The following is a 24,911-nucleotide window of genomic DNA, read 5'->3' as shown; positions in this document are numbered from 1 at the left end:
TTTCAACCCTTAGGTAGACTTATGACGTCCAACACCTTATTTATCCTTAGCCGTTTAGGCTACTTTGCGCTAGTGCTGCTGTTAGGCGGTTGGTTTGTTGGCCAAGGGATTAGCGGTGAATACACCCTGCTATTTAGCCTCTTATGGATAGTGCCGTTATTACTACCCGCAAAGGGAGTTTTCCAAGGTAATCCATACACTTACGCTTGGGCAAGTTTTATTCTGTGCTTATATATGTTACATGGGCTCACCCTGCTTTATGTCACCAATGATGCCTTCGCTTTTGCCTTAATCGAAGTATTATTGATTGGCGTACTGCTAATCGCTTTCCCATTTTATGCCCGCATACGTGGTCGTGAACTGGGATTAGGCCTGAAGAAAAAATCTAAAGAATAGTCCGTTCAATGTATTTTCAGTGCCGTCTCACCTTGCTAGGTATGGCGGCATTTTTTATATTAGAAGGCCAAACCTTGGCTCAAATATCCCTTATGATCTCAGTCTGAATACCCATTTTAACCTTAGTTCTAACCTCCGTTCCGACGTCAATTCCCATCACGACAAAATTAACACTTATTATACTTACACTGACTTTTTGCAACTAAGTGCCCGTGTTATAGTCAGTTTCTCACAGTATAAGCGTCCCATGACGCCACAAAAGTCTAAATAGCACAGCAGAGTTAACAAGGGAGAATGGTGTAATGGGAATGTCGATACCACTGAAATTTTTCGGATTTATGGCCTGCTCGGGCCTACTTGCGGCATGCGGAGGCGATGGTGATAGTCAACCAGATGATAGTGTAGTAACGCCCCCCTCCACTTCACTAGCACGCTGCACAGATAGCATTTCGCCACTCATTACCACCACGTCATCCTCAATTCGCTTTCAAACCGAGCAAAATTATGTGGCGGGTCAATCTAGTATTATCATTGCCAATATCCTAAATCGTGACAGCCAAGACTTAACCTTCCGTTGGCAGCAAATCGATGGCCCTAACATAGCACTAGTCAGTCAAAACAGCCCTGTATTAGCCTTTGATACTCCCACCGCAGGCGGCTACCGTTTTAGCTTGCATGTGACGGGCAGTAATCTAGATGCCACCGGAGAAATTGGCATTAATGTCGATCCCGCATCGACGGGTGTGCTAAACGTCCGTCAAGATCACCAAGTGGTTGAAGGCAATAATGTGAGCTTAAGACTCGGACAACAATCGGAATTAAGCGCAGCAAATATCTCTTGGTGTGTAGCATCTGGCCCAGATTTAATGGTCGATGTGAGCGATCCGTTTAGACCCTTGTTTACCGCGCCAACGGTCACCCAGGATACAATCACTCGGCTCAAAGTGAATGCCAACGTCAATGGCAATCAGCTTAGCGATGATGTCTTTGTGCTAACAACCTCGGTGCCAGCGATAAGCTCACCATACTTCGATACCCCAGTTGCGCGCACCCATGCCTATCGTCCGACTTCACCTTACGCCAATGTGCTAGCAAACTGTGTTTACTCCAATCAGCTTAATGATAGCTGCACTATCAATACCTTACCTTTGATAGGTCAAACCTCAAGCGATCTCAATCACGAGACGATTCTAAATCGAGTACTGGTTTCCCACGATTGGATGGGTGATAACTTTGCCGCTTTCTTAGCCCAGATGGACCCCAATAGCGACTTTGCCCGCCTGTTACAATCCGTTACAGCCGTGGTGATTAGCTATGATGTACGCCCTTCTTTTTACTGGGTAGTCACAGGGGCAATTTATCTCGATCCCAATGATTTATGGCTTACGCCAAGCCAACGCGACACTATTAATGAAGCGCCGGATTACCGCAGTAATTTTGGAAATGATCTTAACTTTGTGATGCCTTGGCGTTATGTAAAAGATAACCAATATGCCTCCCTTGGCGTGCCTATCACCGTCAGAGCAAACCGCACATTAGCGCAAATCAACCCCAATCTGGCCTCCTTGTTGTATCACGAGCTCGCCCATGCCAATGACTTTTTTCCACGCAGCGTGCATGCCACACTCACAGGGCCAAGACTGTTAGATGACTACAGCCGCCGCAATGCCAACAAGAGTCTAATTTCAGATCAAGTCAGCAAAACCTACCCATTAACGAGTACTGAAATGATGGGACTTGCCAATGTTAGTTTCCTCGGTGCAGCGGCGAGTAATGTGCAAAAGACCTATCAAGCATCGGATGTCAGTACTTTCTTTTCTGCCGATATCGCCAGCGACTTCTATGCCTATTCCAGTACCCGTGAAGACACGGCCATGTTATTTGAGGAAGCCATGATGAGTTATCGCTATCAAATATTGCGTGATGTCGCCGTCACCAATAAACCTCCGATATTAACTGCGGATTCGCTGATTATTGACTGGGGACAAAGGGGAAGAATTGCGCAAGACAGTCTAGAAAATCGCGCCGCGTTGGTGATTGATGAAATGCTGCCAGAGCTTAATGGGATCAGTCTGATCGAAAGCCTACCCGAGCCAATTAATATGGTGCAAGGTCAAAGCTGGCGTCAAACACTGGCAATATCGCCTGCGAATACGCAGCTCAAAGGCCAAAGCAATTCAGCTGCAATTAATGCCGAGTCTCGTTTTGAAGCCGAACTTCGCTTAAGTGGTGACCGTCACCAGCATCCACAACAATAGCGTTTTAAATTTTAGATAAACAAAAGCCCGTATGCATTAAACATGACGGGCTTTACTCTTTTTGGCTTTAATGCCAGTAGGTTTTGTATCTTCAGAACGAACGCAAACCATGCTGTATCTAAAGGTGTAGCATCTCTTTGGCAAACGGAATCGTGAGCTTACGCTGATGCACTAATGAGGCTTTATCTAACTTATCCAATACATCAAACAAGGTCCGCAAATCCCGCGCCATACGGTTCAGTAAAAAACGCCCGACATCTTCCGGTAATTGCAGGCCACGCATAGCGGCGCGGCGTTGCAGTGCGGCAAGTTTTTCATCATCTGCCATGGGTTGCAGTTGGTAATTCAACCCCCATTGCATACGTGAAACAAGATCTGGCAAGAGGAACCCAGCATCCGCAGGAGACGAGCTGCCGCTGACCACTAAGGCGCAATTCTTATTTTCTGCGACGCGATTGTAGAGATCAAAAATCGCCTCTTCCCAAACGGGGTGGCCGGCGATGGCATCGACATCATCAATACAAACCAAATCCAACTGTTCTAAGCCTTCAAGCAATGCGGTCGAAATACTCGCATGTATGCCTAAGGGAATATAAAAGCTGCGACGCTCCACTTCATTAGCGTGCGCGCAAGCAGCGTGCATTAAATGGGTTCGACCCGATTTAACTGGGCCCCACAAATAAATGGCAGCTTCACCATGCCCTTCGGCATTCGCTCTCAATTTTTGAATAAGCTCATCATTACCCGCTGCGGGGTAATAACTATTAAAGGTTTCGTCATCTGGCAAATGCACAGGTAACGAGAGTTGCAGAGGTGAGTTTAAGGGCACTCGGTCTTCTCAATATTAAATAAAAACAATGCCGTGCTTAACTAAGCACGGCCGATAACATCTTAATGTAAACGCCATTCATACACAGGTTTGCCAGTTTGATTAGAGACAGGGCTAAATTCACCTGCACTCACAGGTGCGACCACAGAAATACGCGGCTCTAAGCTTAATAAGCGTTGTAAATCCGTCTCTGAGCCGAATAAATCTAACGAAAAAGTCACTGTATTACCTTGAATATGCGTTAACGTGGCATTTTTAATCGCGCTGAGTTGCTTCAAATATTTTTCAACTTCAACTAATTGCGCCATTTTTTGGATATTAACGAAGGTAACACTCGCACCAAGCTGAGTACCAGTATCGGCAATCGCATACTTAGTAAAATAGTATTCACCTAACGCCGCCATCATAGCGGTAATCGCTTGGGCCGAATTTTCAGCAGTACCGTTGTAACTGAATAACGGTGGCGTCAAAGAGTCAATGGTAGCCTTAGTATAAAGATTTAAACGATAACGAACCTGATTCCCGGCGGCATCAATTGCCACTAGCGCCAAAAAGTCAGCTTGATAGCGGCCAGATACACTCGCCACGATGTCGGCAAACATCCCTTTAATATCGTTAGGATTTATACCCATCAACTCATCAAGATCTAAGATAGGCAAGAGTACAGGTATACCGCGGGCATAGGAAAAATCGCTAAAAATCTTACGTTCGGCTAACGCAGATGAGTCGCCCAATATCATAGTGTCGCCATCACCAGGCATAGCGACCCAAAATAACGTCAGCGGGCGTTGAGTTCCCCAAACGGGCAATTGTGCCTGACGCAGTAACGCCACTATGCGGCGGTGCTCAAAACTCGCGGTCAACAGCAATTGGCCATTTTGCTCGATATAACCATACTGGCTCAGCAAGGTATCAGGATTACTGAGCTGAGATTGGATCAGGCTGTTATCGAGGGATCGCGCCGTCCCAGTGTTCTTGATAATGACATGCTCAAGTGCACTTTTTAAGGCTTTGTCGCGTTCAGCAACTGCGCGCGAAGACACAGGCACATTGGCCTCATCTAATTTACTCACCTCAACAGCATTGACGCTATTAATCGTGAACAGACAATATAGAAATGCAATTAAGCTCGGCTTCAATAGGAATTTCAGCATCTTTGAGTAGTTGAAGTAGCGTCAGATGAGGCAAATTGTACCATAGTTAGCGCCTTAAGCGAGTCTTGCCAAAATTTAGCCCCATTTCCGTGCCAGCCATAGCACAGAAAACCCAAACAGTGATCAACGTCGGCAAAACAGGCGATTTTCTTCTGCTCAAAATCCAACAAACTGTTATCATTTGGCGGTTTACCCTAAATTAACGAGAATAATAAATGAGACGACTCGCTATCCCCCTACAGGGCGCGCAAATGCTATTTGTGGCCTTCGGTGCCCTAGTACTAATGCCGCTACTTACAGGACTCGACACCAGTGTGGCATTGTTTACCGCTGGTATCGGTACCCTACTCTTCCAATTGATTACTAAACGCCAAGTGCCTATCTTCCTCGCATCTTCCTTCGCCTTTATTGCCCCCATACTTTATGGCGTGCAGACTTGGGGAATTCCATCCACAATGGGCGGCATTATGGCCGCGGGCGTGGTCTACGTCATGCTCGGCGCCTTGGTTAAAGTGCGCGGTACTGACTTTATTCACAGACTATTGCCCCCAGTCGTAGTGGGACCTGTGATCATTATTATCGGCCTTGGCTTAGCCCCCGTGGCAGTGAATATGGCATTAGGCAAGAGTGGTGATGGTAGCTTGACTTTAGTCGCTACAAATACGGCGTTATTTATTTCGCTCGCATCGCTTGGTACCACTATCGCGGTGGCGATTTTCGCAAAGGGCCTACTCAAAGTGATGCCGATTTTAGCAGGTATTATAGTAGGTTACAGTTTAAGCCTAGCCTTTGGTATTGTTGATTTTGCAGTCGTGACCGCTGCAAGCTGGATTGCTATTCCTAAATTTGTCGCGCCAGAATTAAACTGGTATGCCATCGCATTTATGATCCCAGTGGCAATCGCCCCTGCGGTAGAACATATAGGTGATATTCTGGCGATATCCAACGTCACGGGTAAAGATTTTATGAAAAAACCCGGCCTGCATCGCACGCTAACGGGTGACGGGATTGCCACAATTGCAGCCGCAGCCTTTGGTGGTCCACCTAACACGACTTACTCAGAAGTGACAGGTGCAGTAACCTTAACCCGAAATTTTGATCCTAAGATCATGACTTGGACTGCCATTACCGCCATCACTTTAGCCTTCGTTGGCAAACTAGGTGCGCTGATGCAAACTATTCCCGTCCCAGTGATGGGCGGTATTATGTGTTTGCTATTTGGTTCCATTGCCGCAGTTGGCCTCAACACCCTTATTCGTAATCATGTGGATTTATCTGAGCCACGTAATTTAAGTATTGTCGGTGTTACCTTAGTCTTTGGTATCGGCGGCATGGCATTTGGCATAGGTTCATTCAGTCTGACTGGTATTAGCTTGTGCGGTATTGTCGCTATTACCATGAACTTATTATTACCCGCGACTAAGCCACACAATAAACACCACGAGTCTGATGTGACGCCTCATTAATTACGGCTTGAAGACACGATCAATTTCGAAGTAGGTCGTTGAAAAATGACCACTTTATAAAATTGATCGTTTCTTAAGAAACCACCATAAAAAAGGCCGCTGTGATATCAATCACGGCGGCCTTTTTTATGAAGCAATATTTTTATGAAGTAAGAATTAACTCTTACTCTTCAGTCTTGATCTTAGCGGCAGCCGCTTTGATCAAAGGTTGTAATTCGCCTTTTTGGAACATGTCCACTACGATATCACACCCACCGATCAACTCGCCTTCGATCCACAATTGTGGGAAAGTCGGCCAGTTAGCAAACTTAGGTAATTCTGCGCGAATGTCTGGATGCTGAAGAATATCCACGAATGCAAACTGCTCGCCGCAGTTAATCATGATCTGAGCTACCTGTGACGAGAAGCCACAGCTTGGTAACTTAGGAGAGCCTTTCATATAAACAATGATAGGGTTTTCCGTGATCTGCTGCTTAATTTTCTCTACTGTTTCCATTTTGATTCCTAAGTAGGATGACGTTGACTCAATGCGACTATTGTACGTCAGCTAGACGCAGAACAAAATCCCACAGTTTGTAAGGTTATGTCGACATTTGATTTTTCGATGGCGTCTATCTAGTCAATTAGCTAAACAATGATTCACATCACAAATTTTATCGGTACAATAGTCATAAGTGAGCACGTTTAAGAAACGATAACCTAAGACCATGGAGAGATACTAATGGCTTTCGAATTACCCGCATTACCATATGCAAAGAACGCACTAGAACCACACATTTCTCAAGAAACCATAGAATACCACTACGGCAAGCACCACAACACTTATGTTGTGAAGCTAAACGGCTTAATCGAAGGAACTGATTTCGCTGGCAAATCTTTAGAAGATATCATCAAGACTTCTACGGGTGGCGTATTTAACAACGCAGCTCAAGTGTGGAACCACACTTTTTACTGGAACTGCTTAGCCCCTAATGCTGGCGGCGAACCAACAGGCCCAGTTGCTGATGCAATCAATGCCGCTTTCGGTTCATTCGATGCATTCAAAGCGCAATTTACTGATTCAGCAGTAAACAACTTCGGTAGCGCTTGGACATGGTTAGTGAAAAAAGCCGATGGCACTCTTGCTATCGTTAACACTAGCAATGCAGCAACGCCACTGACTGACAGCACAGTAACGCCAATCATGACAGTTGACGTGTGGGAACACGCTTACTACATCGATTACCGTAACGTGCGTCCTGACTATCTTGCCCACTTCTGGCAATTAGTTAACTGGGACTTCGTTAACCAAAACTTCGCAGGTTAATTCATTTAACCTAACGTAGTTTACTGCCGAATGAGCAGTGGGTTAATCCCAGTAAAAAGAGTCCTAGTGGCTCTTTTTTTATGCCCCTCGTTTGCCGCCCATCCCTTATCCCACCGATTTATCCTCCGCTAACTACAAGTGCAATAATTGCGTTTGCAACTATTTGTTATTGTTTTTATTTGATATTTTTTTGACACAGATAGTGAGTTTGTGTCTAAGATTAGAGTAGGAGGCTGGCTAGCCAGTTATCCGTTCCATGACATCACTGGCGTTTCAGGGGGTTTATATGGGCATTTTCGAGCATTACCAAAAGCGCTACGAACAAAAACTCGATGAAGAATATTCTTTGCAGGAGTTTCTGGACATCTGCAAGGGAGATCGCAGCGCTTACATGTCAGCATCAGAGCGACTACTGCTTGCAATTGGTGAAGCAGAAGTCATTGATACCGCAAAAAATCCAACACTTAGCCGTATTTTTTCGAATCGACTTATTTCACGCTATCCCGCATTTAAAGATTTCTTCGGCATGGAAGACGCCATAGAGCAAATTGTGGCTTACCTAAAGCACTCGGCTCAAGGATTAGAAGAATCCAAACAAATTCTATACCTACTGGGCCCAGTGGGCGGCGGTAAGTCATCGCTAGCCGAAAAACTCAAAGCCCTAATGCAAAAAGTGCCCATTTACATTCTGAGCGCGAATGGAGTCCGCAGCCCAGTCAACGATCACCCCTTCTGCCTGTTTGATGTGGAAGAAGATGGACAGCTGTTAAAAGATGAATTCAACATTCCCAACCGTTATCTGAAAACCATCATGTCGCCTTGGGCGGTAAAACGTCTGCATGAGTTTGGTGGCGATATCTCCAAATTTCGCGTGGTGAAAGTCTTTCCATCCATTCTGGACCAAGTGGCAATAGCGAAAACTGAACCCGGTGATGAAAACAACCAAGATATTTCGTCCCTTGTCGGTAAAGTCGATATTCGGCAGCTCGAACATTTCTCCCAAGATGATCCCGATGCTTACGCCTATTCAGGCGCATTGTGCCGTGCAAACCAAGGGGTGATGGAATTCGTCGAGATGTTTAAGGCACCCATTAAAGTGCTGCATCCACTACTAACTGCAACTCAGGAAGGTAACTATAACGGCACAGAAGGCTTATCGGCCTTGCCCTATAGCGGGATTATTCTGGCTCACTCAAACGAGTCCGAGTGGTCAACCTTCAAAAACAACAAAAACAACGAAGCCTTCCTCGACCGTGTTTACATCGTCAAAGTGCCCTACTGTTTACGGGTCTCAGAAGAGCTGCAAATCTATCAAAAACTGCTAATCAACTCTGAGTTATCGAAAGCGCCCTGCGCTCCCGGCACCTTAGAAACCTTAGCGCAATTTAGTGTGTTGTCACGCATCAAGCCGCCTGAAAACTCCTCCATCTACTCTAAGATGCGGGTATATGACGGTGAAAGCCTGAAAGATACCGATCCTAAGGCTAAGTCTTACCAAGAATACCGTGATTACGCAGGTGTCGATGAAGGCATGAATGGACTATCCACCCGTTTCGCCTTTAAGATTTTGTCGCGGGTATTTAACTTCGACCATTCAGAGATCGCCGCCAACCCAGTACATTTATTCTATGTCCTCGAACGACAAATTGAACAAGAACAGTTCCCCGGCGATACCGCCGAACGTTATCTTGAATTCCTAAAAGGTTATTTGATCCCTAAATATGTGGAGTTTATCGGTAAAGAAATTCAAACCGCTTACTTAGAGTCTTACTCTGAATATGGCCAAAATATCTTCGACCGCTATGTCACTTACGCCGATTTTTGGATACAAGATCAAGAATACCGCGACCCAGAAACAGGTCAGCTATTCGACCGCGCCGCCCTCAATGCTGAACTTGAAAAGATTGAGAAGCCAGCGGGGATCAGTAATCCTAAAGATTTCCGTAATGAAATCGTCAACTTTGTGCTGCGCGCCCGCGCGAATCATGAGGGTAACAATCCGCTCTGGACCAGCTACGAGAAACTTCGCACAGTGATCGAGAAGAAAATGTTCTCCAACACAGAAGATTTACTGCCTGTTATTTCCTTTAACGCCAAAACGTCGAACGACGATCAACGCAAACACGATGATTTCGTCAATCGCATGATGGAGAAAGGCTATACCAAAAAACAAGTCCGACTCTTGTCTGAGTGGTATTTACGAGTTCGTAAATCTTCTTAAACTTGCGCTAACTAAGTATAGGGCTTTGGTGTTGCCAAAGCCTTCGCTGGGTTTTGGGAGGTGCGTATGGCGAACTTTATCGATAGACGGTTGAATGCGAAAGGAAAAAGCACAGTCAACCGCCAACGCTTTATCAATAGATATAAGCAACAAATTAAAAAAGCCGTCAGCGATGCAGTGACTCGTCGCAGCGTAACGGATGTAGATAAAGGCGAAAAAATCAGTATCCCAACACGGGATATCAGTGAACCTATGTTTCACCAAGGCAAAGGCGGTGTCAGGGATAGAGTGCATCCCGGTAATGACCAATTTACCCGTGGCGATAAAATTGACCGACCACCTGGTGGTTCAGGCGGCGGTTCGGGCAAAGGTGAGGCCTCAAACTCGGGTGAAGGCGACGATGACTTTGTGTTCGAAATCTCTAAAGATGAGTATCTAGAGTTATTGTTTGAGGACTTAGAACTCCCCAATCTACAAAAAAATCGCCTCAATAAACTGGTGGAATACCAAATCTATCGTGCTGGGTTCACCAATGATGGCGTCCCCGCTAACATCAATATTGTCCGTTCATTACGTTCATCCCTTGCACGTCGCATTGCTATGTCGGCCAGTAAAAAGAAACTATTAAAAGAGTTAGAACAAGAACTTGCTGAACTGGAAAATATTCCAGGTACTAAGGCTGAGTTGATTTTGGATTTAAAAGCTCAAATTGAGGAATTAAAACAAAAGATTGCTAGAGTGCCGTTTATCGATACCTTCGATCTGCGCTTTAATAATTATGCGAAACGAGAAATCCCCTCTAGCCAAGCTGTGATGTTCTGTTTAATGGATGTGTCTGGTTCTATGGATCAGGCAACTAAAGATATGGCAAAACGCTTCTATATCTTGCTGTATTTGTTCCTCACTCGTACCTATAAAAATTTAGAAGTGGTTTACATTCGTCACCATACCCAAGCCAAAGAAGTCGATGAACACGAGTTCTTTTACTCCCAAGAAACGGGCGGCACCATAGTGTCCAGTGCATTGAAATTAATGCATGAAATTCAACAAGCCCGCTACCCCGCCGATGAGTGGAATATTTACGCAGCCCAAGCATCCGACGGTGATAACTGGGCTGACGATTCACCTACCTGTAGGCAATTGTTAGAACAAAAAATATTGCCACTCGTGCGCTACTACAGCTATATCGAAATCACCAATCGCGCCCATCAAACCCTGTGGCGCGAATATGAATCCCTGCAACAGCATTACGACAACATCGCCGTGCAGCATATACGTCAAGCCGAAGATATTTACCCTGTCTTTAGGGAGCTATTCAAGAAACAAGCGGTTTAAGGGGGCACTATGGGGATAACTAAATCAACATCTTGGACACCACTGAGCGATGGTCCCGACTGGAGCTTCGAGCTACTGCAAGACTACCTCAAGGAAATTGAGCGGGTGGCAGCGCTCTATAAACTCAGCACTTACCCAAATCAAATTGAAGTCATCACTGCTGAACAGATGATGGATGCTTATGCTGGCATAGGCATGCCCATAGGTTACACCCATTGGTCTTTCGGCAAACGTTTTATCGAAACCGAGCAAGGTTACAAACGTGGCCAAATGGGGCTCGCCTATGAAATTGTAATTAACTCTAACCCCTGTATCGCTTACTTAATGGAAGAAAACACCATCACAATGCAGGCGCTGGTGATAGCTCACGCCTGTTTCGGACATAACAGCTTTTTTAAAAACAATTACTTATTTAAGACATGGACAGATGCGAGCTCGATTATTGACTACCTTGTCTTTGCTAAAAACTACATCAGTGACTGCGAGCAAAAATACGGTGTAGAACAAGTCGAAAGCGTCATAGACTCCTGTCATGCGCTAATGAACTATGGTGTCGATCGTTATAAACGTCCCTCTGAAATCTCATTCAGGGAAGAACAAGCAAGACAAAAGGATCGCGAGGCTTACCTTCAAAGCCAAGTAAATGATTTATGGCGCACCATTCCGACCCATCAACATGAGCAGTCTCAATCTAAAAAACGTCGTTTCCCCGCCGAACCGCAGGAAAATATTTTATATTTTATCGAAAAAAACGCTCCTTTGCTTGAACCATGGCAAAGGGAAATAATCCGTATTGTGCGTAAAATGGCGCAATATTTTTATCCGCAAAAACAAACTCAAGTCATGAATGAAGGCTGGGCAACCTTCTGGCATTACACTATCTTGAATCACTTGTACGACGATGGCGTGGTTACTGACCGCTTCATGATCGAGTTTTTGCAAAGCCATACAGGCGTTGTGGCCCAACCCGATTACAACAGTCGTTATTACAGCGGCATCAACCCATACGCCTTAGGTTTTGCCATGTTCACCGATATTCGGCGTATTTGTGAAAATCCAACCGATGAAGATAAAGCTTGGTTTCCCGACATTGCTGGCAGCGATTGGATTGAAACCTTACACTTTGCGATGCAAAACTTTAAAGATGAAAGTTTTATAAGCCAATATCTCTCACCTAAAGTTATCCGCCAATTTAAATTGTTCGGTATCCATGATGATGAGAAACGCAATTATCTTTCGGTATCTGCAATCCACGATGAACGGGGCTATCAAGATATTCGCCAGTTACTATCACAACAATATAACCTGTCTAATATTGAGCCGAATATCCAAGTACATAATGTAGAAATCAACGGTGATCGATCCTTAACCTTACATTATGTGCCAAATAACGATATTCCCTTAGCCAACAGCCATAAAGAAGTATTAAAGCATTTACATCGATTATGGGGTTTCACTGTCACCTTAGAGCAAAAAAATGCAGATGCGAGTATTAGCGTCTTAGCATCCTGCCCTGAAGCCAATAAACCAGAATAATAAGCACAATAAAAAGGCCGTTTCCAATTGAAACGGCCTTTTTGTTTATTTAGCGCTATCTTAACGCGATATCACTCACAGAGTTTAATGATCTTGAGCAATAGAAGCCGGCATATCTTCGCGTAATTGTAACCACATCTTACCGCTATTCATGCCATAGGTACGCATTAGCGCAGAGACATCGAGGTAATTTTTCGCCTGAGCCAACAGTTCTAATTCTTTGTAAAAGTTCAATGCTAATAAACGCGCATCTGAGCTGGTAAAGTAATAACGACCAACTCGACTATACAAACCTTTAAATCCGTTTAATATCAAAACGTAAAGCGGATTTCCTGACGAAAACGCTAAGGTGTGATGCAGTAAGTAGTCAAATTCAGCATAGGATTCAGCCGTATCTTCAAGCTGGTGTATCTTTGCAAGTACCTCCACAGCGGTATCCGGGTTATAACGCAAAGCACCGCGAAAATAGATAGCACTGACGTTCGTTCTAGCTGACAAGAGTTGGTCAACCAATACCGGAAAACCCTCGGGATTCAAATCAGCAATAGTCTCAAGAATGTTTAAGCCTGAGGTTTCCCAAAAGTTGTTAACCCGTGTTGGTTTGCCATGCTGAATTTTCAACCAACCGTCACGCGCCAAGCGCTGTAGCACCTCACGCAAAGTGGTGCGAGTCACACCAATCAATTCTGAAAGCTCACGTTCAGCCGGTAAAATGGACCCTGGAGGAAATTTGTTTTCCCAAATTGATCTCACAATATACTTCTCTGCAAAACTTGCAGGTCCTTTGGCATTGATAATCATCAGCCCACTTATCCAGTTGTTGTGCGTCGTAATGGTCACTGATCATACCAGAGCGGTAAAAAATGGAAACCATTCACTTAAAATCACTGTGTTATCGCCGTGTAAATGTCACAGAATCGTTCAAAAAAACGACCAAGGTCAATACAGGATGGGCCAATTTTGCCGCTTAGCTCCGCTTTTTGAAATGTCGGTATCAGTAACTCATTACATTAGCTTTCTCTTTAGGCTAGACTCATTTAACTAACGCAGGTATTGATAATAATCACGTGCAATTTTTAACATAATTAGAAGAGAGGCTGCCATGCCGGCGACAATGAGTCAGGCGTTTATTGGGAACTTCTTAGGAAATTCTCCTAAGTGGTACAAAACCGCAATACTGTCATTTTTAATTATCAATCCAATACTCTTTTTCTATGTCGACCCCTTTGTGGCTGGTTGGGTATTGGTGCTTGAATTTATTTTTACCTTAGCAATGGCATTAAAATGCTATCCATTACAGCCTGGCGGATTATTGGCAATTGAAGCCGTCGCGATCGGAATGACATCGGCAAGCCAAGTCTTACATGAAATAGAAGCCAACCTCGAAGTATTATTACTCTTGGTGTTTATGGTCGCTGGTATATATTTCATGAAGCAATTGCTGCTATTTGGCTTCACGAAGATCATTACTAAAGTGCGCTCTAAAATTTTAGTGTCATTAATGTTTTGTTTGGCTTCAGCCTTTTTATCAGCCTTCTTAGATGCGTTAACGGTTATTGCCGTCATTATCGCGGTCGCTGTGGGTTTCTATTCTATTTACCACAAGGTCGCTTCTGGAAAAGATTTCGGCGCTGATCACGATCATACCTCTGAAGGTAAAAATGATGATGGTGAAGATCAGTTAAACGAAGAAGAACTCAGTGCATTCCGTGGTTTCCTACGTAATCTGTTAATGCATGCGGGTGTGGGTACTGCACTGGGCGGCGTGTGTACTATGGTCGGTGAACCACAAAACCTTATTATCGCCGCGCAAGCAAATTGGCAATTTGGTGAATTCGCCGTGCGTATGTCACCCGTTACTGTTCCAGTATTAATCTCGGGTATCTTAACTTGTTACTTAGTTGAAAAATTTGGCATTTTTGGTTATGGCGCTAAGTTGCCAACGGCCGTTCATCGGATCTTATGTGAATATGCCGCCCATGAAGATGCGCGCCGTACCAATAAAGACAACATGAAGTTAATCGTCCAAGCCTTAGTGGGTGTCTGGTTGATCGCTGGACTTGCATTGCACTTGGCCTCAGTGGGCTTAATTGGTCTTTCTGTGATTATTTTAACCACAGCCTTTAACGGCGTTACCGATGAGCATGCCCTCGGTAAAGCTTTCGAAGAAGCACTGCCTTTTACCGCGTTATTAGCTGTCTTCTTTGCGGTTGTTGGTGTGATTATCGACCAGCACTTATTCGCACCAGTGATCCAATGGGCACTGAGTTATCAAGGCAATACTCAGTTGGTGATTTTCTATATCGCCAACGGATTACTGTCTATGGTGAGTGATAACGTGTTCGTCGGCACTGTGTACATTAACGAAGTGAAAGCGGCATTGATTAACGGTCAAATCAGCCGTGATCAATTCGACTTGCTGGCCGTTGCGATTAATACTGGAACTAACTTACCTTCGGTTGCCACGCCCAATGGTCAAGCGGCGTTCTTGTTCCTACTAACCTCAGCCCTAGCGCCACTTATCCGCTTATCCTATGGCAGAATGGTATGGATGGCATTACCTTACACTATCGTGCTGTCTATCGTAGGTGTCATGGCGATTCAAACGGGTTTCTTAGAACAAGCTACCCAATATTTCTATGATTCCCAGATAATCATCCATCACAGCGCTAGTGAAGTTTTAGAGCCGATGACTGGACATTAATCTTCTTTATTGACTGAACTTTATTTAATAAGTAGAGTCCAAAAAACGCCCCATGTCTGAGGGCGTTTTTTGTTGATATGGAGCTCACTTTGACTGTAATGACTCGCTTTGCCCATTCCCGTTCATCTTGGTTTATTCTCGCAGGCACAGCCCTTGGGTTAGAAGCAGCCGCCCTGTATTTTCAATATGTTATGAAACTGGAACCCTGTGTCATGTGTATTTACCAAAGACTCGCTATTTTTGGTTTATTGGCAGCAGGTCTCATTGGCATGACAGCACCCAAATATCGAATCGTCAGGATCTTAGCTGCCGTGCTCTGGGCCATCAGCGCAACTTGGGGATTAAAACTAGCCTTATCGCTCGTAGATATGCAAGCCAACCCATCCCCTTTTTCAACCTGCTCATTCTTACCTGAATTTCCAGCTTGGATGCCATTACACGAATGGTTCCCTGCCGTTATGATGCCTACTGGCATGTGTACTGATGTACCTTGGGTCTTTATGGGTGTAACGATGCCCGAATGGATGGTAGTGGCTTTCAGTGGCTTCTTAGTCGCTTGGTTACTCTTTATTGTGCCTGTCCTAAGTGGTTCAAATAAACCGTCTCTTTATAAATAACGAGTTTGAGATAAGGCAGGCATAAAACCTGCCTTTTTATTGACGATTATATTCCACTTATCCTATTCAATCCTCGCAACTTAAACATATGCCAATAGCAAAACAGTGAGAAAGCGCTACACTGGCTCAATGAAAAGTGGTGATTTGGAAACTGGGGATTATGGGAAAAAGTTCGACATCTGAGCCACACACGCCATTAACCCAATGGCAAAACAGTTTGCCATTCAAATTTAGCCTTATTCAGCTCGTCATTGCCGCTATTTTGATTTGTAGTACAGCTTGGGTGATGCTGAGCATTCAACGCCAACAAGTTCTTGATCAGCAAGCCGTGTTAAACCAAAACTATGGCCAGTTGATTATTGCCAAACTGCAAGAAATGACTTCACAGGTTGAAACCGTAGTCGACTCTATTTCCAGTATTGCCAAACTTTACCGCTATGATCATGAGCAACTGGTGAAAACCATTCCCACGTTGCTGAAACTCGATAGTCAACAACGCATCATTTCTGGTGGCGGCGTCTGGCCGGAACCCGGCGCGTTTAATCAGCAAAAATTTCGAGATAGCCTGTTTTGGGCACACAATGTAAACGATGAATTAGTCGCCATTGATTCCTATAACAAAGACACGTTCCCAAGCTACCACACCGAAGAATGGTATCGCCCGACGCGCTATTTTCCTACTGGTAAAATTTTCTGGTCAAAATCTTATTTCGATCCGACAACCCATGAGTCAATGATCACAGCCTCAGGCGCTATGTGGATGGACCATCAGTTTATTGGTGCCGCCACTGTGGATATCAGTTTAGAAAAGCTCAATGTGCTGTTACGCAATGCTATGATTAATGTCAGAGGCTATGTCATAGCCTTAGATCATCAAAACCAAGTACTCGCCTATCCAGATGCCAATAACAATCTTAAGCATCAAACCAATACCAATCATTCTTTCGTCACCTTCAATCATCTCGCCAGCCAACAGCCAGATTTCAGCCCCGTCGAAGTCGCATTACAGAGTGCAGATAAAGCCTTTATAGAAGCGGCGATTGCCGAGCGCGTTTTTACCCAAGAACAGATGCAGCATCTAACGAGACTAAGTCATCAAGATGAGCGTGACATGTTAGCGGCCATCGTAAATAACAATGCTTTAAATCATTTTACTGCCCCGAAATTACTGACATCGGTAACTTTGACCCATGATCCAATCCTTAAAACGGCATCCCTCGTTTCGGTATTTCTCATGCCAAATACCTATTGGAAGGTACTTGTCGTCACCCCAATTTCACCGCTGCAGGATACCGCTAAACATTTAATCGAAAAGGTCGGCGTTTATTTAGTCTGTATTCAACTATTAGGCCTAATTCTATTATTCTTACTCCAGCACCAACTATTTATTACCCCCATTATTGAAATCGTCCAAGCCTTAAAACGTAATGATTCCGCCTCTATCGAACTCAAAGCCAATAACAGCCATGACGAAATTGGCTTATTGGCAAAAACATTCCTGTCGCGTACTCGACAGCTTGAAGTGGCAATGGCGAGCTTAGATGCGAGTAACCTGGCGCTAGAACAGCAATTGCAGAGCCAAAATCTGTTTCAACTGGAGTTAAAGCGCCATAAAGAACAATTGAGGGCTTTGCTTAAATTTTCTCAAAATCTCATCTATATCAAAGATCTTCACGGTAAATATATTCTCGTCAATGACAAATATTGTGAAATCTTAGGTATAGAACGCAGACGCATTATTGGCACCTCTGATTTTGAGATATTTCCCAGCCAATTTGCCCACGAATATCAACAAAATGATCGACGCGTTCTGCATAATCATGAAGCCATAAACTTCGAAGAAGCTATTCCATCGCCCCTAGGCAATCTTATTTATATCGTGACTAAATTTAAGATCAAAGATGATGACGATACCGTTATTGCAGTCGGTGCTATCGCCTTTGATATCACCTTGCAAAAAATCAAAGAGCAAGAACAAGAAAAGTTACTTTTAGGGCAAGTCGAGGCGCTTAATCACCTACAAGAACAAGTTCGCCTCAGTAATCAACATAACCATGAACTCCATCTGCTCCAAGACAAATCAACCCAATTACTTGAGAAGCATCATCAACTCAATCTCAGTCGTGAACAAAGCCAACAGCTAATGCAAAATTTTCTAGCTGAAATGATGACGCAAATTATGCATGAACAAGATCAGCTACTCGCCAAAGTGTGCCAACTTCAGCCAATAGATAATGCTAGCGACCAAAATCAGATCACCGAAATCATGGTGACTCAGGCAGATAAACTGCGACATATTGCCCAGTTATTAACGAATCATCAAAATGACATTCGGCCACTGCATCTCGCACAATTTATGCGCCATCTCTTAGGGTTGCTAAAGGTACAATTAGCTAAAACAAATGTGGAAATAGCGTTAAATTGTGAAGAAAATATCATCATTGATGGCCCTTCTTGGCAATATTTGCAGCTGTTTTATCGTCTAATCACCAACACGTTGAATCATGCATTTAAAGCTCACAATGAACAGCGTGAAATAACCATTAATATCGACAAGTCGAGTGAAGAGTTACACATCAGTATTATCGATAATGGGATAGGTATGACAGAGCCGCAACTCGCACAGTTACGGCAAGAACTAGCGCAAGAACTCTGCCTTGGAACGCTGACCTGTATAAATCTGTGGCTTAAAAATGATCTCAATGGCAGCCTTAGCATCAGTAGCCACTTGAACCAAGGCACACACATTCAATGTCGTTGGCCACTGAGTACAGGTTTAGAACCGCAATAAACAAAGGTGCATTATTGATCTAACCATGCCTTGGCTTGGCTATGTTCATCGGCGGTAAATACCTTTACCGGACATGGCAGCATGCAGGCTAGCGCATTAACCATAGCATTTGTTTGAGTGGCATTGGCAATCATCACGACCCTTGAAAAATCACTTAAATGAAATAAACCTAATACCGCATCATCCCACAGGGCCCCAACGGATATACCTTCAAATTCAGGGGAAAACTCGTACCAAAGGCGAATACTGGCGTGGTCTTGCAGCTTGGCTTCTATGGCGGGAACCAAATAGCCTTCAACATCCCCATGGTTAACACGGCCAGATGCGACCACAGCTAATATATCATCGGCATGACCCGAAGAAATCGTTAGCATTGAACACTCCTTATCAATACATGAAGGGAAAAATAGTTAAAGCTCATACACTAAAGATACACAGACAATGACATAAATGCGGGAAAGATGGGATTTTTATTTTAAGCTAACACCATTTTATACATACACATTAGCAATGCAAATGACGCCAAAAGGAGCGAATCCACAGCGATAACTCGCATAACCCAGCAACAAAACTTAGTCGCAGAACTCGATGAAAAATGGTGACCATACGAAATAACATGAGGTGAAGCAAAGAGCAGATATTTACCTCACACTCAAGGCTACGACTGCTCGAGCTTAACAATAAGAGTGAGGAAACACATGGTACTCAAACGATGATGATTTACGCCGCTAAAAATTAGTATTAGTCGTGACTTACCTGAAATCACGCATTAATAGATAATCTAATTGCTATTCTGACTAAGCACTCACTTGAAGTTTAGCGATTTCTTGATCGAACAAATTCTTAATCAAACTAGAAAACTCGGTAATAAATAAAGTCTGTGCGGGAGTCGCTTTATGGTTGGCAACTGAAGCTAAAATCTCTTCTAAATCATACACAATTGCATCCACTTCACGGATAATCACATTACGTTGCGTAAAAGACAACGATGGATTTTGGCCACACACCATAATGATCTGTGCCGACAATTGCTCTTCAAATAATTCCATCACAGTATCGTCTGAAACTACCTCTGAACCTGGTGTTTCAAATAAGCCAAGATGTTCAGTTAAATACTGGACCAAATGCATGTAACCATCTTTATCTGTGACCATTTTTTACCCTTTAAACTCATTAACTTAATATCTATTGTGATGCTATTAATAGCACATCAGAAAATATCAAAGAAGCCAAAAGCTCGGCTTCTTATCAAGATCTAGCATACGCCACTTATTTAACTCTAGCCTATCTTCGATAACAGACGTATTGATCTATACCAATCTTATTGAAGTTACTGCGTTAAGGTTAGTACAAATGACACAGGAACAGCTTGACTAATGCTCGATAAACCCGCAATTTCACGTAATTTATCAATCCCAGCCACAAGATCAAACTCATTGGCATTAACAATTACCGGTTGAAAACTGTTCACTAAAAGTTTGTTATCAGAAACTTTAGTGATAATCACCGAAAAAGCCTTAGTTTGCGATTTGCCGTGTAACGCAATTTTTCCATCAATATCAAAAACTTTACTCTCACCGACGCCAAGATTTTTTAGTATCTTAGGGTCTACTTGTGATGACAGTTTCAGCTCTGGATACAAAGACACTTCAAATAACAAATTTTGCATCCGCTCATCGCGGACATCAATACCCGTTGCCACACCGATTAGTGGAATTGTTAATTCAAATTGACCGTTATCTTTTAGCGTACCTTTGAGTTGTTTAAAGTGATGGACTTCACCTATATCACCTTTCTTTACCGAAATAAAACTGACTCGCGAATCTTGTTCCATCACTTGCCATTGCGCGGCACAGCTAAAACTGGCCATAGCAGATAAGGCGACAATTCCCATCCATTTTTTCATCGTATCCGTCCTTAAAGAGTGAGTTTAAAAGCCATGTCGTAAAGAAATTCGACATCCGCAACAGGCTAAAATCCTGCCCAGTTAAACGTGATCAACATCACCTAACTTAAGCTAAAGATACTCTGTTTATCCATTAGCGACCAGTAAACTATGATTCATACGCGCACTAACCATTTATCTAAGCTATTGGCAAAAGCCTGTTTATCTGCTTGAGAAAACGAATCAGGCCCGCCAGTGTGCACGCCAGAACCGCGCAAATCCTCCATAAAATCGCGCATCGTCAGCTTTTGTTTTATGTTATCGACGGTATAAAGCTCGCCACGGGGATTGAGCGCCAATGCGCCCTTTTCAATGATTAAAGCCGCTAAGGGAATATCCGCGGTGATCACTAAATGCGTCGGTTCAACATGATCGACAATATATTGATCGGCCACATCAAATCCCGCACCAACGCGAATTTGGCTGATATAGGGAGATGGCGGTACACGGATCATTTGATTAGCCACCAGCACCAGCGGCAGGGCTTTGCGCTCCGCCGCCCGGAACAGGATTTCTTTGATAGGATTAGGGCATGCATCCGCATCAACCCAAATTTTATAATCACTCAATGTCTTTTAACTCTGTTGTTAGGTTCACAAACTCAGTTTTATGCTGAGCTATCGTACTATGCACCGTACTAAGGCGCTAAACGATCGATTTCCCACTCTGCATCATGGCGAGAATAAATAAAACGATCATGCAGCCTATGTTCTCCACCCTGCCAAAATTCGATACTCGAAGGTCTCACTAAGTAACCGCCCCAAAAACTGGGTAAAGGCACATCGCCCTTGGCGAACTTAGCTTTCATTTCGAAGAATTTGCCTTCAAGTACTTGTCTAGCGCTGAGTTTACTCGACTGCTGCGATACCCAAGCCGCAATTTGGCTGTCCTTAGGACGGGTCATAAAGTATTTAAGCACTTCAGCGGTGGACAGTGCCTGCGCTTCACCGAGCACCGATACTTGACGCTCTAGAGGATGCCAAGGGAAATGCAAACTGACTTTATTATTAGCAGCAATTTGCTGTGCTTTGCGGCTGCCAAGGTTAGTAAAAAATACGAAACCTGTGTCATCAAAACGCTTAAGTAATACTATTCGTTGAAAAGGTTGGCCGTGCTCATCCACAGTCGCCACACACATGGCAGTGGGATCGCTAAGCTCTGCATCCCTCGCCTGCGTCATCCACAGTTCAAACAAATCCATCGGGTTTTGCGGTAAGTCGGCACGTCTTAAGCCGCCTTTGGCATACTCGCGGCGGATATCACTGAGATCTGTCATAGGGTTTCCTTAAGCAAACGCCAAAAATTCACATGAGTTCAGGGATCAGCACTTCAGCCTGAAGCTGCTGATAGTGGCTAAAACCAATGTTATAACCTTGCTCGGTCGTTAATGAACACCGCCCTAAGCATAAATGGGCAGGAAATCCCTGCGTTGAGTCGTCGGTATTAAAGCGGATTGTGTCCCAACTGACAGGAGCAAACAAGGTTAATAGACGCCCCAATAGATCTTGCGGATACTGCGCTAAATCCAGATTCGTTTCAAAGCTCACATAGGAGCTAGCGCACGCATTCTCGCTTTGAGGCGTAATATGCAAAGTAACATAATATTTGCCCCAAAGACCGTTCATCGAAAAGCCTGACGGATCAAATAAATGGGCGTCAATCTCAAATTCAGGGAGTAAATCGTTAAGTTCGAGTGCGGCGCAAATCTCATCTTTACTCTGCGAGCCGCCATTAAGATAGTCAGCAAATTCACCACGAATGTGGTACATCAACAGCTCACTGGTTTGATCATCCTTTGGTGCTCGATAATCACTGTCAGAGCAGAAAAAATAGTGATGATGGCTGTCGAGATGGCCCACTCGAAAGGCTTTACCGGCAATACGTTGGCGCAGTTTGCCAATATCCTCGGAAAAACTCGTGGTTTGCAGATGAGCTTGGTATTCGTTTTTACGCTGATAACTCACCAATGCCATGGCAGGCACGCCAAGCGCGCCGATAAAGTAACAGGCGGCGTCCACTAAGGTACTGTTACCACAGGTGAGCATGACAAATCTGTCGTGCCATACGAACAAGCTGGATTCGCTCAAAAGATAGGCATCACAGTCCGCATTACTTAACTGCGACAGTATCTCGGCGTGGGCACAGTTGACTAAGGCAGACCAAAAACTCACATCGAGTTCTCGTAAATTCGGCGCAGACGCCGTCACGATAATCTCGAGTTTTTTTTCTGAACCTTCAAAAAACATCAACCCTTTGACCTCATGATCGTCACTCATCCTTTACTTGATCCTAGAACAACGCGATTTTACACGACTAAAACGGCAATAAAAGCGAAAAATCTGTCCTTATAAAAACAAAAATCAGCCGAGGTTACCCAAGGCTGATTTATTTTAACACGCTAGAAATTAAGAAAAATCTTCTAAATAGGTATAGCCTTTCAGCCCTAGTTGCAATTCTTCTAAAATTTGTGCGCGTTCACCTTCGGCGATATGCAGATTCACTAACTCTTCATAAGTGCGCATAAAGGCCACCGCATCTAAGTTAACGTAACGCAATACGTCAGCAACCGTGTCACCCGCCAATACAGATTCGATGTTAGTCACACCATTATCTTCGATGCGAACCACTGCTGAGTTTGTATCACCAAACAGGTTATGCATATCACCCAAGATTTCTTGGTATGCACCCACAAGGAAGAAACCAATCAGGTACGGGCTATCCGCACTCCATGCTGGCACTGGCAGTGTGGTTTCAATCCCTTGACCATCAACGTATTGATCGACAATACCGTCAGAGTCACAGGTGATATCGAGCATGACAGCACGGCGCTCAGGGGCTTTATCTAGGCCCGATAACGGCAATACTGGGAACACTTGGTCAATACCCCAAGCATCCGGTAATGACTGGAATAATGAGAAGTTAACAAAGAACTTATCGGCTAACTTTTCATTGAGTTCATCAATGATAGGTCTGTGATAACGGTTTTTCGCACTCAATAGCCCTTGCACTTCATGACACACGCGCAGGTTAGCTTGCTCAGCCCACGCACGCTCCGCTAAGGTCAATTGACCTAAAGCGAATAGCGAATGCGCTTCTTGTAAGTCACTTTGGCTATCGTGGTAAATCTCAATCAAAGCACGTTGATCGGCGCGGCCGCTGATCTCAGACCATGAATGCCACATGTTATGCAATAACTGTGGTGAATCTTCCGCTGGCGGTTGAATATCTTCAGGCTGATAAGCTTCAGTACCGATAACATCGGTGATAAGCACAGCATGGTGCGCCGTTAAGTAACGACCCGATTCTGAAATAATACGTGGCATAGGTTGCTCGTATTCATTACAGATGTCAGTCAATACGTTAACTATGTTGTTGGCGTATTCTGTCAGGCCATAGTTCATCGAGTTATTACTTTGGCTACGAGTACCATCGTAATCCACCGCTAAACCACCACCGACGTCAAAGCAGTTAACGCTTGCGCCTAATTCACGTAATTCACAGTAGAAACGACCCGCTTCACTCACACCTTGGCGAATATCACGGATATTAGCGATTTGCGAACCTAAGTGGAAATGCAGCAATTGCAGCGAATCCAGCATATCGTGTTGCTTAAGTTGCTCTACAACCAGCAAAATTTGCGCAGCAGATAAACCGAACTTAGATTTTTCACCGCCGCTCGCCTGCCACTTGCCTTTGCCTTGGAACGCTAAACGTGCACGTAGACCTAAACGCGGTGTCACACCCAGACGTTTAGATTCAGCTAACACCATTTTCAGTTCAGACAGTTTTTCTAAAACGATGTAAACCTTATGGCCTAACTTTTCACCAATCAGTGCTAAACGGATATATTCATTATCTTTATAACCATTACATACAATGACTGAACTGGCTTTTTGCGCCATGGCTAACACAGCCATCAGCTCAGGCTTACTGCCCGCTTCTAAACCCAGTTGTGGTACTTCTTTTGATGCCTGACTCGCCAGGATCTCTTCCACCACAGTTTGCTGTTGGTTTACTTTAATCGGGTAAACCAGCAAATAGTCCGCCTGATACTCGTACTTCTGTATCGCTTGGTCGAATGCTTGGCACAAACTGTTCACTCTGTGGTGCAGGATCTGCGGAAAACGAACTAGTACAGGTAAAGCGACGCCCGCTTTAACCATGTCTTTGGCTAGCTCATTTAAGCCAATCTTGTAATCAGGATTTTTGGGGTCCGGTGACACAGTCACCTCACCTTGATCGCTAATCCCATAAAAACCTTGGCTCCAGTGAGTAACATTGTACCCAGCACGAGCATCATCAATAGACCAATCATTCATTATTATTTAGCCCGTCTATTAAAAAATGGGTTAA

The 24,911-nt window shown here is 44.1% G+C and carries 21 protein-coding genes; 10 read left to right on the top strand and 11 right to left on the bottom strand.

The window, feature by feature from the left end; genetic code table 11:
* Window positions 1-21 precede the first annotated feature (21 nt).
* Window positions 22-396, top strand: a complete 375-nt coding sequence (locus tag GWI56_RS08820) for a DUF2069 domain-containing protein (RefSeq protein WP_028760312.1) — start codon at window positions 22-24, stop codon at window positions 394-396.
* 302 nt (window positions 397-698) lie between these two features.
* Window positions 699-2,654, top strand: a complete 1,956-nt coding sequence (locus GWI56_RS08815) for a hypothetical protein (RefSeq protein WP_198572696.1) — start codon at window positions 699-701, stop codon at window positions 2,652-2,654.
* Window positions 2,655-2,772: 118 nt separating this feature from the next.
* On the opposite strand, the gene hda is transcribed toward GWI56_RS08815, so the two are convergent.
* On the bottom strand, window positions 2,773-3,483 hold the full coding sequence (hda, locus tag GWI56_RS08810; protein WP_168823935.1) for a DnaA inactivator Hda: 711 nt from the start codon (window positions 3,481-3,483) through the stop codon (window positions 2,773-2,775).
* 62 nt (window positions 3,484-3,545) lie between these two features.
* Window positions 3,546-4,637, bottom strand: coding sequence for a DUF2066 domain-containing protein (locus GWI56_RS08805; protein ID WP_198572695.1), 1,092 nt, complete (start codon window positions 4,635-4,637; stop codon window positions 3,546-3,548).
* Window positions 4,638-4,852: 215 nt separating this feature from the next.
* Here GWI56_RS08805 and GWI56_RS08800 point away from each other — a divergent pair, with 215 nt between their 5' ends.
* Window positions 4,853-6,103 carry a uracil-xanthine permease family protein gene (locus GWI56_RS08800; protein WP_028760316.1) on the top strand — a complete coding sequence of 417 codons (1,251 nt, stop codon included), beginning with the start codon at window positions 4,853-4,855 and terminating at the stop codon, window positions 6,101-6,103.
* A gap of 163 nt (window positions 6,104-6,266) precedes the next feature.
* Here the strand turns inward: GWI56_RS08800 and grxD are convergent, their stop codons facing one another.
* Window positions 6,267-6,599 (bottom strand): Grx4 family monothiol glutaredoxin, encoded by a 333-nt coding sequence (grxD, locus tag GWI56_RS08795; RefSeq protein ID WP_011846572.1) that lies wholly within the window; start codon window positions 6,597-6,599, stop codon window positions 6,267-6,269.
* Window positions 6,600-6,824: 225 nt separating this feature from the next.
* Here grxD and sodB point away from each other — a divergent pair, with 225 nt between their 5' ends.
* From sodB to GWI56_RS08775, 4 genes are all read left to right on the top strand, one after another.
* Window positions 6,825-7,409, top strand: coding sequence for a superoxide dismutase [Fe] (gene sodB / locus GWI56_RS08790; protein WP_028760317.1), 585 nt, complete (start codon window positions 6,825-6,827; stop codon window positions 7,407-7,409).
* A gap of 286 nt (window positions 7,410-7,695) precedes the next feature.
* On the top strand, window positions 7,696-9,630 hold the full coding sequence (locus GWI56_RS08785) for a PrkA family serine protein kinase (RefSeq protein ID WP_131523897.1): 1,935 nt from the start codon (window positions 7,696-7,698) through the stop codon (window positions 9,628-9,630).
* 66 nt (window positions 9,631-9,696) lie between these two features.
* Window positions 9,697-10,965, top strand: a complete 1,269-nt coding sequence (locus GWI56_RS08780; protein ID WP_063883574.1) for a YeaH/YhbH family protein — start codon at window positions 9,697-9,699, stop codon at window positions 10,963-10,965.
* A gap of 9 nt (window positions 10,966-10,974) precedes the next feature.
* Entirely contained in the window at window positions 10,975-12,501 is a 1,527-nt protein-coding gene (locus GWI56_RS08775; RefSeq protein ID WP_198572694.1) for a SpoVR family protein, read from the top strand.
* A gap of 84 nt (window positions 12,502-12,585) precedes the next feature.
* On the opposite strand, the gene fadR is transcribed toward GWI56_RS08775, so the two are convergent.
* A complete protein-coding gene (fadR, locus tag GWI56_RS08770; protein WP_028760321.1) occupies window positions 12,586-13,302 on the bottom strand; it encodes a fatty acid metabolism transcriptional regulator FadR in 717 nt (238 codons plus the stop codon).
* Window positions 13,303-13,603: 301 nt separating this feature from the next.
* Here fadR and nhaB point away from each other — a divergent pair, with 301 nt between their 5' ends.
* The 3 genes from nhaB (at window position 13,604) to GWI56_RS08755 (ending at window position 18,613) form a co-directional block, all read left to right on the top strand.
* Entirely contained in the window at window positions 13,604-15,205 is a 1,602-nt protein-coding gene (gene nhaB, locus GWI56_RS08765) for a sodium/proton antiporter NhaB (protein ID WP_028760322.1), read from the top strand.
* Between the two features lie 89 nt (window positions 15,206-15,294).
* Entirely contained in the window at window positions 15,295-15,822 is a 528-nt protein-coding gene (gene dsbB / locus GWI56_RS08760; RefSeq protein ID WP_028760323.1) for a disulfide bond formation protein DsbB, read from the top strand.
* Window positions 15,823-15,982: 160 nt separating this feature from the next.
* The gene (locus GWI56_RS08755; protein ID WP_198572693.1) at window positions 15,983-18,613 is read left to right on the top strand and encodes a PAS domain-containing protein; all 2,631 of its coding nucleotides are present in this window, start codon (window positions 15,983-15,985) and stop codon (window positions 18,611-18,613) included.
* A gap of 11 nt (window positions 18,614-18,624) precedes the next feature.
* Here the strand turns inward: GWI56_RS08755 and GWI56_RS08750 are convergent, their stop codons facing one another.
* From GWI56_RS08750 to speA, 7 genes are all read right to left on the bottom strand, one after another.
* Window positions 18,625-18,987 (bottom strand): STAS/SEC14 domain-containing protein, encoded by a 363-nt coding sequence (locus GWI56_RS08750; RefSeq protein ID WP_028760325.1) that lies wholly within the window; start codon window positions 18,985-18,987, stop codon window positions 18,625-18,627.
* A gap of 423 nt (window positions 18,988-19,410) precedes the next feature.
* Window positions 19,411-19,767, bottom strand: coding sequence for a DUF3802 family protein (locus tag GWI56_RS08745; RefSeq protein WP_028760326.1), 357 nt, complete (start codon window positions 19,765-19,767; stop codon window positions 19,411-19,413).
* Window positions 19,768-19,943: 176 nt separating this feature from the next.
* Window positions 19,944-20,519, bottom strand: coding sequence for a YceI family protein (locus tag GWI56_RS08740; protein WP_028760327.1), 576 nt, complete (start codon window positions 20,517-20,519; stop codon window positions 19,944-19,946).
* A gap of 155 nt (window positions 20,520-20,674) precedes the next feature.
* Window positions 20,675-21,127, bottom strand: coding sequence for a YaiI/YqxD family protein (locus GWI56_RS08735; RefSeq protein ID WP_006081277.1), 453 nt, complete (start codon window positions 21,125-21,127; stop codon window positions 20,675-20,677).
* Window positions 21,128-21,195: 68 nt separating this feature from the next.
* The gene (gene pdxH / locus GWI56_RS08730) at window positions 21,196-21,834 is read right to left on the bottom strand and encodes a pyridoxamine 5'-phosphate oxidase (RefSeq protein WP_131523902.1); all 639 of its coding nucleotides are present in this window, start codon (window positions 21,832-21,834) and stop codon (window positions 21,196-21,198) included.
* A 28-nt stretch (window positions 21,835-21,862) separates the two neighbouring features.
* Window positions 21,863-22,804 carry an adenosylmethionine decarboxylase gene (locus GWI56_RS08725; RefSeq protein ID WP_198572747.1) on the bottom strand — a complete coding sequence of 314 codons (942 nt, stop codon included), beginning with the start codon at window positions 22,802-22,804 and terminating at the stop codon, window positions 21,863-21,865.
* 159 nt (window positions 22,805-22,963) lie between these two features.
* Window positions 22,964-24,877 carry a biosynthetic arginine decarboxylase gene (gene speA / locus GWI56_RS08720; RefSeq protein ID WP_028760330.1) on the bottom strand — a complete coding sequence of 638 codons (1,914 nt, stop codon included), beginning with the start codon at window positions 24,875-24,877 and terminating at the stop codon, window positions 22,964-22,966.
* Window positions 24,878-24,911 lie beyond the last annotated feature (34 nt).

Source organism: Shewanella sp. DW31 (assembly GCF_015767295.1).
Classification (GTDB): Bacteria; Pseudomonadota; Gammaproteobacteria; order Enterobacterales; family Shewanellaceae; genus Shewanella; species Shewanella oncorhynchi.
This window is presented reverse-complemented; position numbering and strand designations above follow the sequence as displayed.

What these genes read in the sequence shown, in the direction of transcription:
- GWI56_RS08725 (WP_198572747.1), bottom strand. Translation starts at nt 22,804, where the DNA reads ATGTTTTTTGAAGGTTCAGAAAAAAAACTCGAGATTATCGTGACGGCG.
- fadR (WP_028760321.1), bottom strand. Translation starts at nt 13,302, where the DNA reads ATGATTATCAATGCCAAAGGACCTGCAAGTTTTGCAGAGAAGTATATT.
- nhaB (WP_028760322.1), top strand. Translation starts at nt 13,604, where the DNA reads ATGCCGGCGACAATGAGTCAGGCGTTTATTGGGAACTTCTTAGGAAAT.
- GWI56_RS08780 (WP_063883574.1), top strand. Translation starts at nt 9,697, where the DNA reads ATGGCGAACTTTATCGATAGACGGTTGAATGCGAAAGGAAAAAGCACA.
- GWI56_RS08820 (WP_028760312.1), top strand. Translation starts at nt 22, where the DNA reads ATGACGTCCAACACCTTATTTATCCTTAGCCGTTTAGGCTACTTTGCG.
- grxD (WP_011846572.1), bottom strand. Translation starts at nt 6,599, where the DNA reads ATGGAAACAGTAGAGAAAATTAAGCAGCAGATCACGGAAAACCCTATC.
- GWI56_RS08805 (WP_198572695.1), bottom strand. Translation starts at nt 4,637, where the DNA reads ATGCTGAAATTCCTATTGAAGCCGAGCTTAATTGCATTTCTATATTGT.
- GWI56_RS08755 (WP_198572693.1), top strand. Translation starts at nt 15,983, where the DNA reads ATGGGAAAAAGTTCGACATCTGAGCCACACACGCCATTAACCCAATGG.
- GWI56_RS08785 (WP_131523897.1), top strand. Translation starts at nt 7,696, where the DNA reads ATGGGCATTTTCGAGCATTACCAAAAGCGCTACGAACAAAAACTCGAT.
- sodB (WP_028760317.1), top strand. Translation starts at nt 6,825, where the DNA reads ATGGCTTTCGAATTACCCGCATTACCATATGCAAAGAACGCACTAGAA.
- GWI56_RS08800 (WP_028760316.1), top strand. Translation starts at nt 4,853, where the DNA reads ATGAGACGACTCGCTATCCCCCTACAGGGCGCGCAAATGCTATTTGTG.
- speA (WP_028760330.1), bottom strand. Translation starts at nt 24,877, where the DNA reads ATGAATGATTGGTCTATTGATGATGCTCGTGCTGGGTACAATGTTACT.
- GWI56_RS08740 (WP_028760327.1), bottom strand. Translation starts at nt 20,519, where the DNA reads ATGAAAAAATGGATGGGAATTGTCGCCTTATCTGCTATGGCCAGTTTT.
- GWI56_RS08750 (WP_028760325.1), bottom strand. Translation starts at nt 18,987, where the DNA reads ATGCTAACGATTTCTTCGGGTCATGCCGATGATATATTAGCTGTGGTC.
- GWI56_RS08815 (WP_198572696.1), top strand. Translation starts at nt 699, where the DNA reads ATGGGAATGTCGATACCACTGAAATTTTTCGGATTTATGGCCTGCTCG.
- GWI56_RS08775 (WP_198572694.1), top strand. Translation starts at nt 10,975, where the DNA reads ATGGGGATAACTAAATCAACATCTTGGACACCACTGAGCGATGGTCCC.
- GWI56_RS08745 (WP_028760326.1), bottom strand. Translation starts at nt 19,767, where the DNA reads ATGGTCACAGATAAAGATGGTTACATGCATTTGGTCCAGTATTTAACT.
- pdxH (WP_131523902.1), bottom strand. Translation starts at nt 21,834, where the DNA reads ATGACAGATCTCAGTGATATCCGCCGCGAGTATGCCAAAGGCGGCTTA.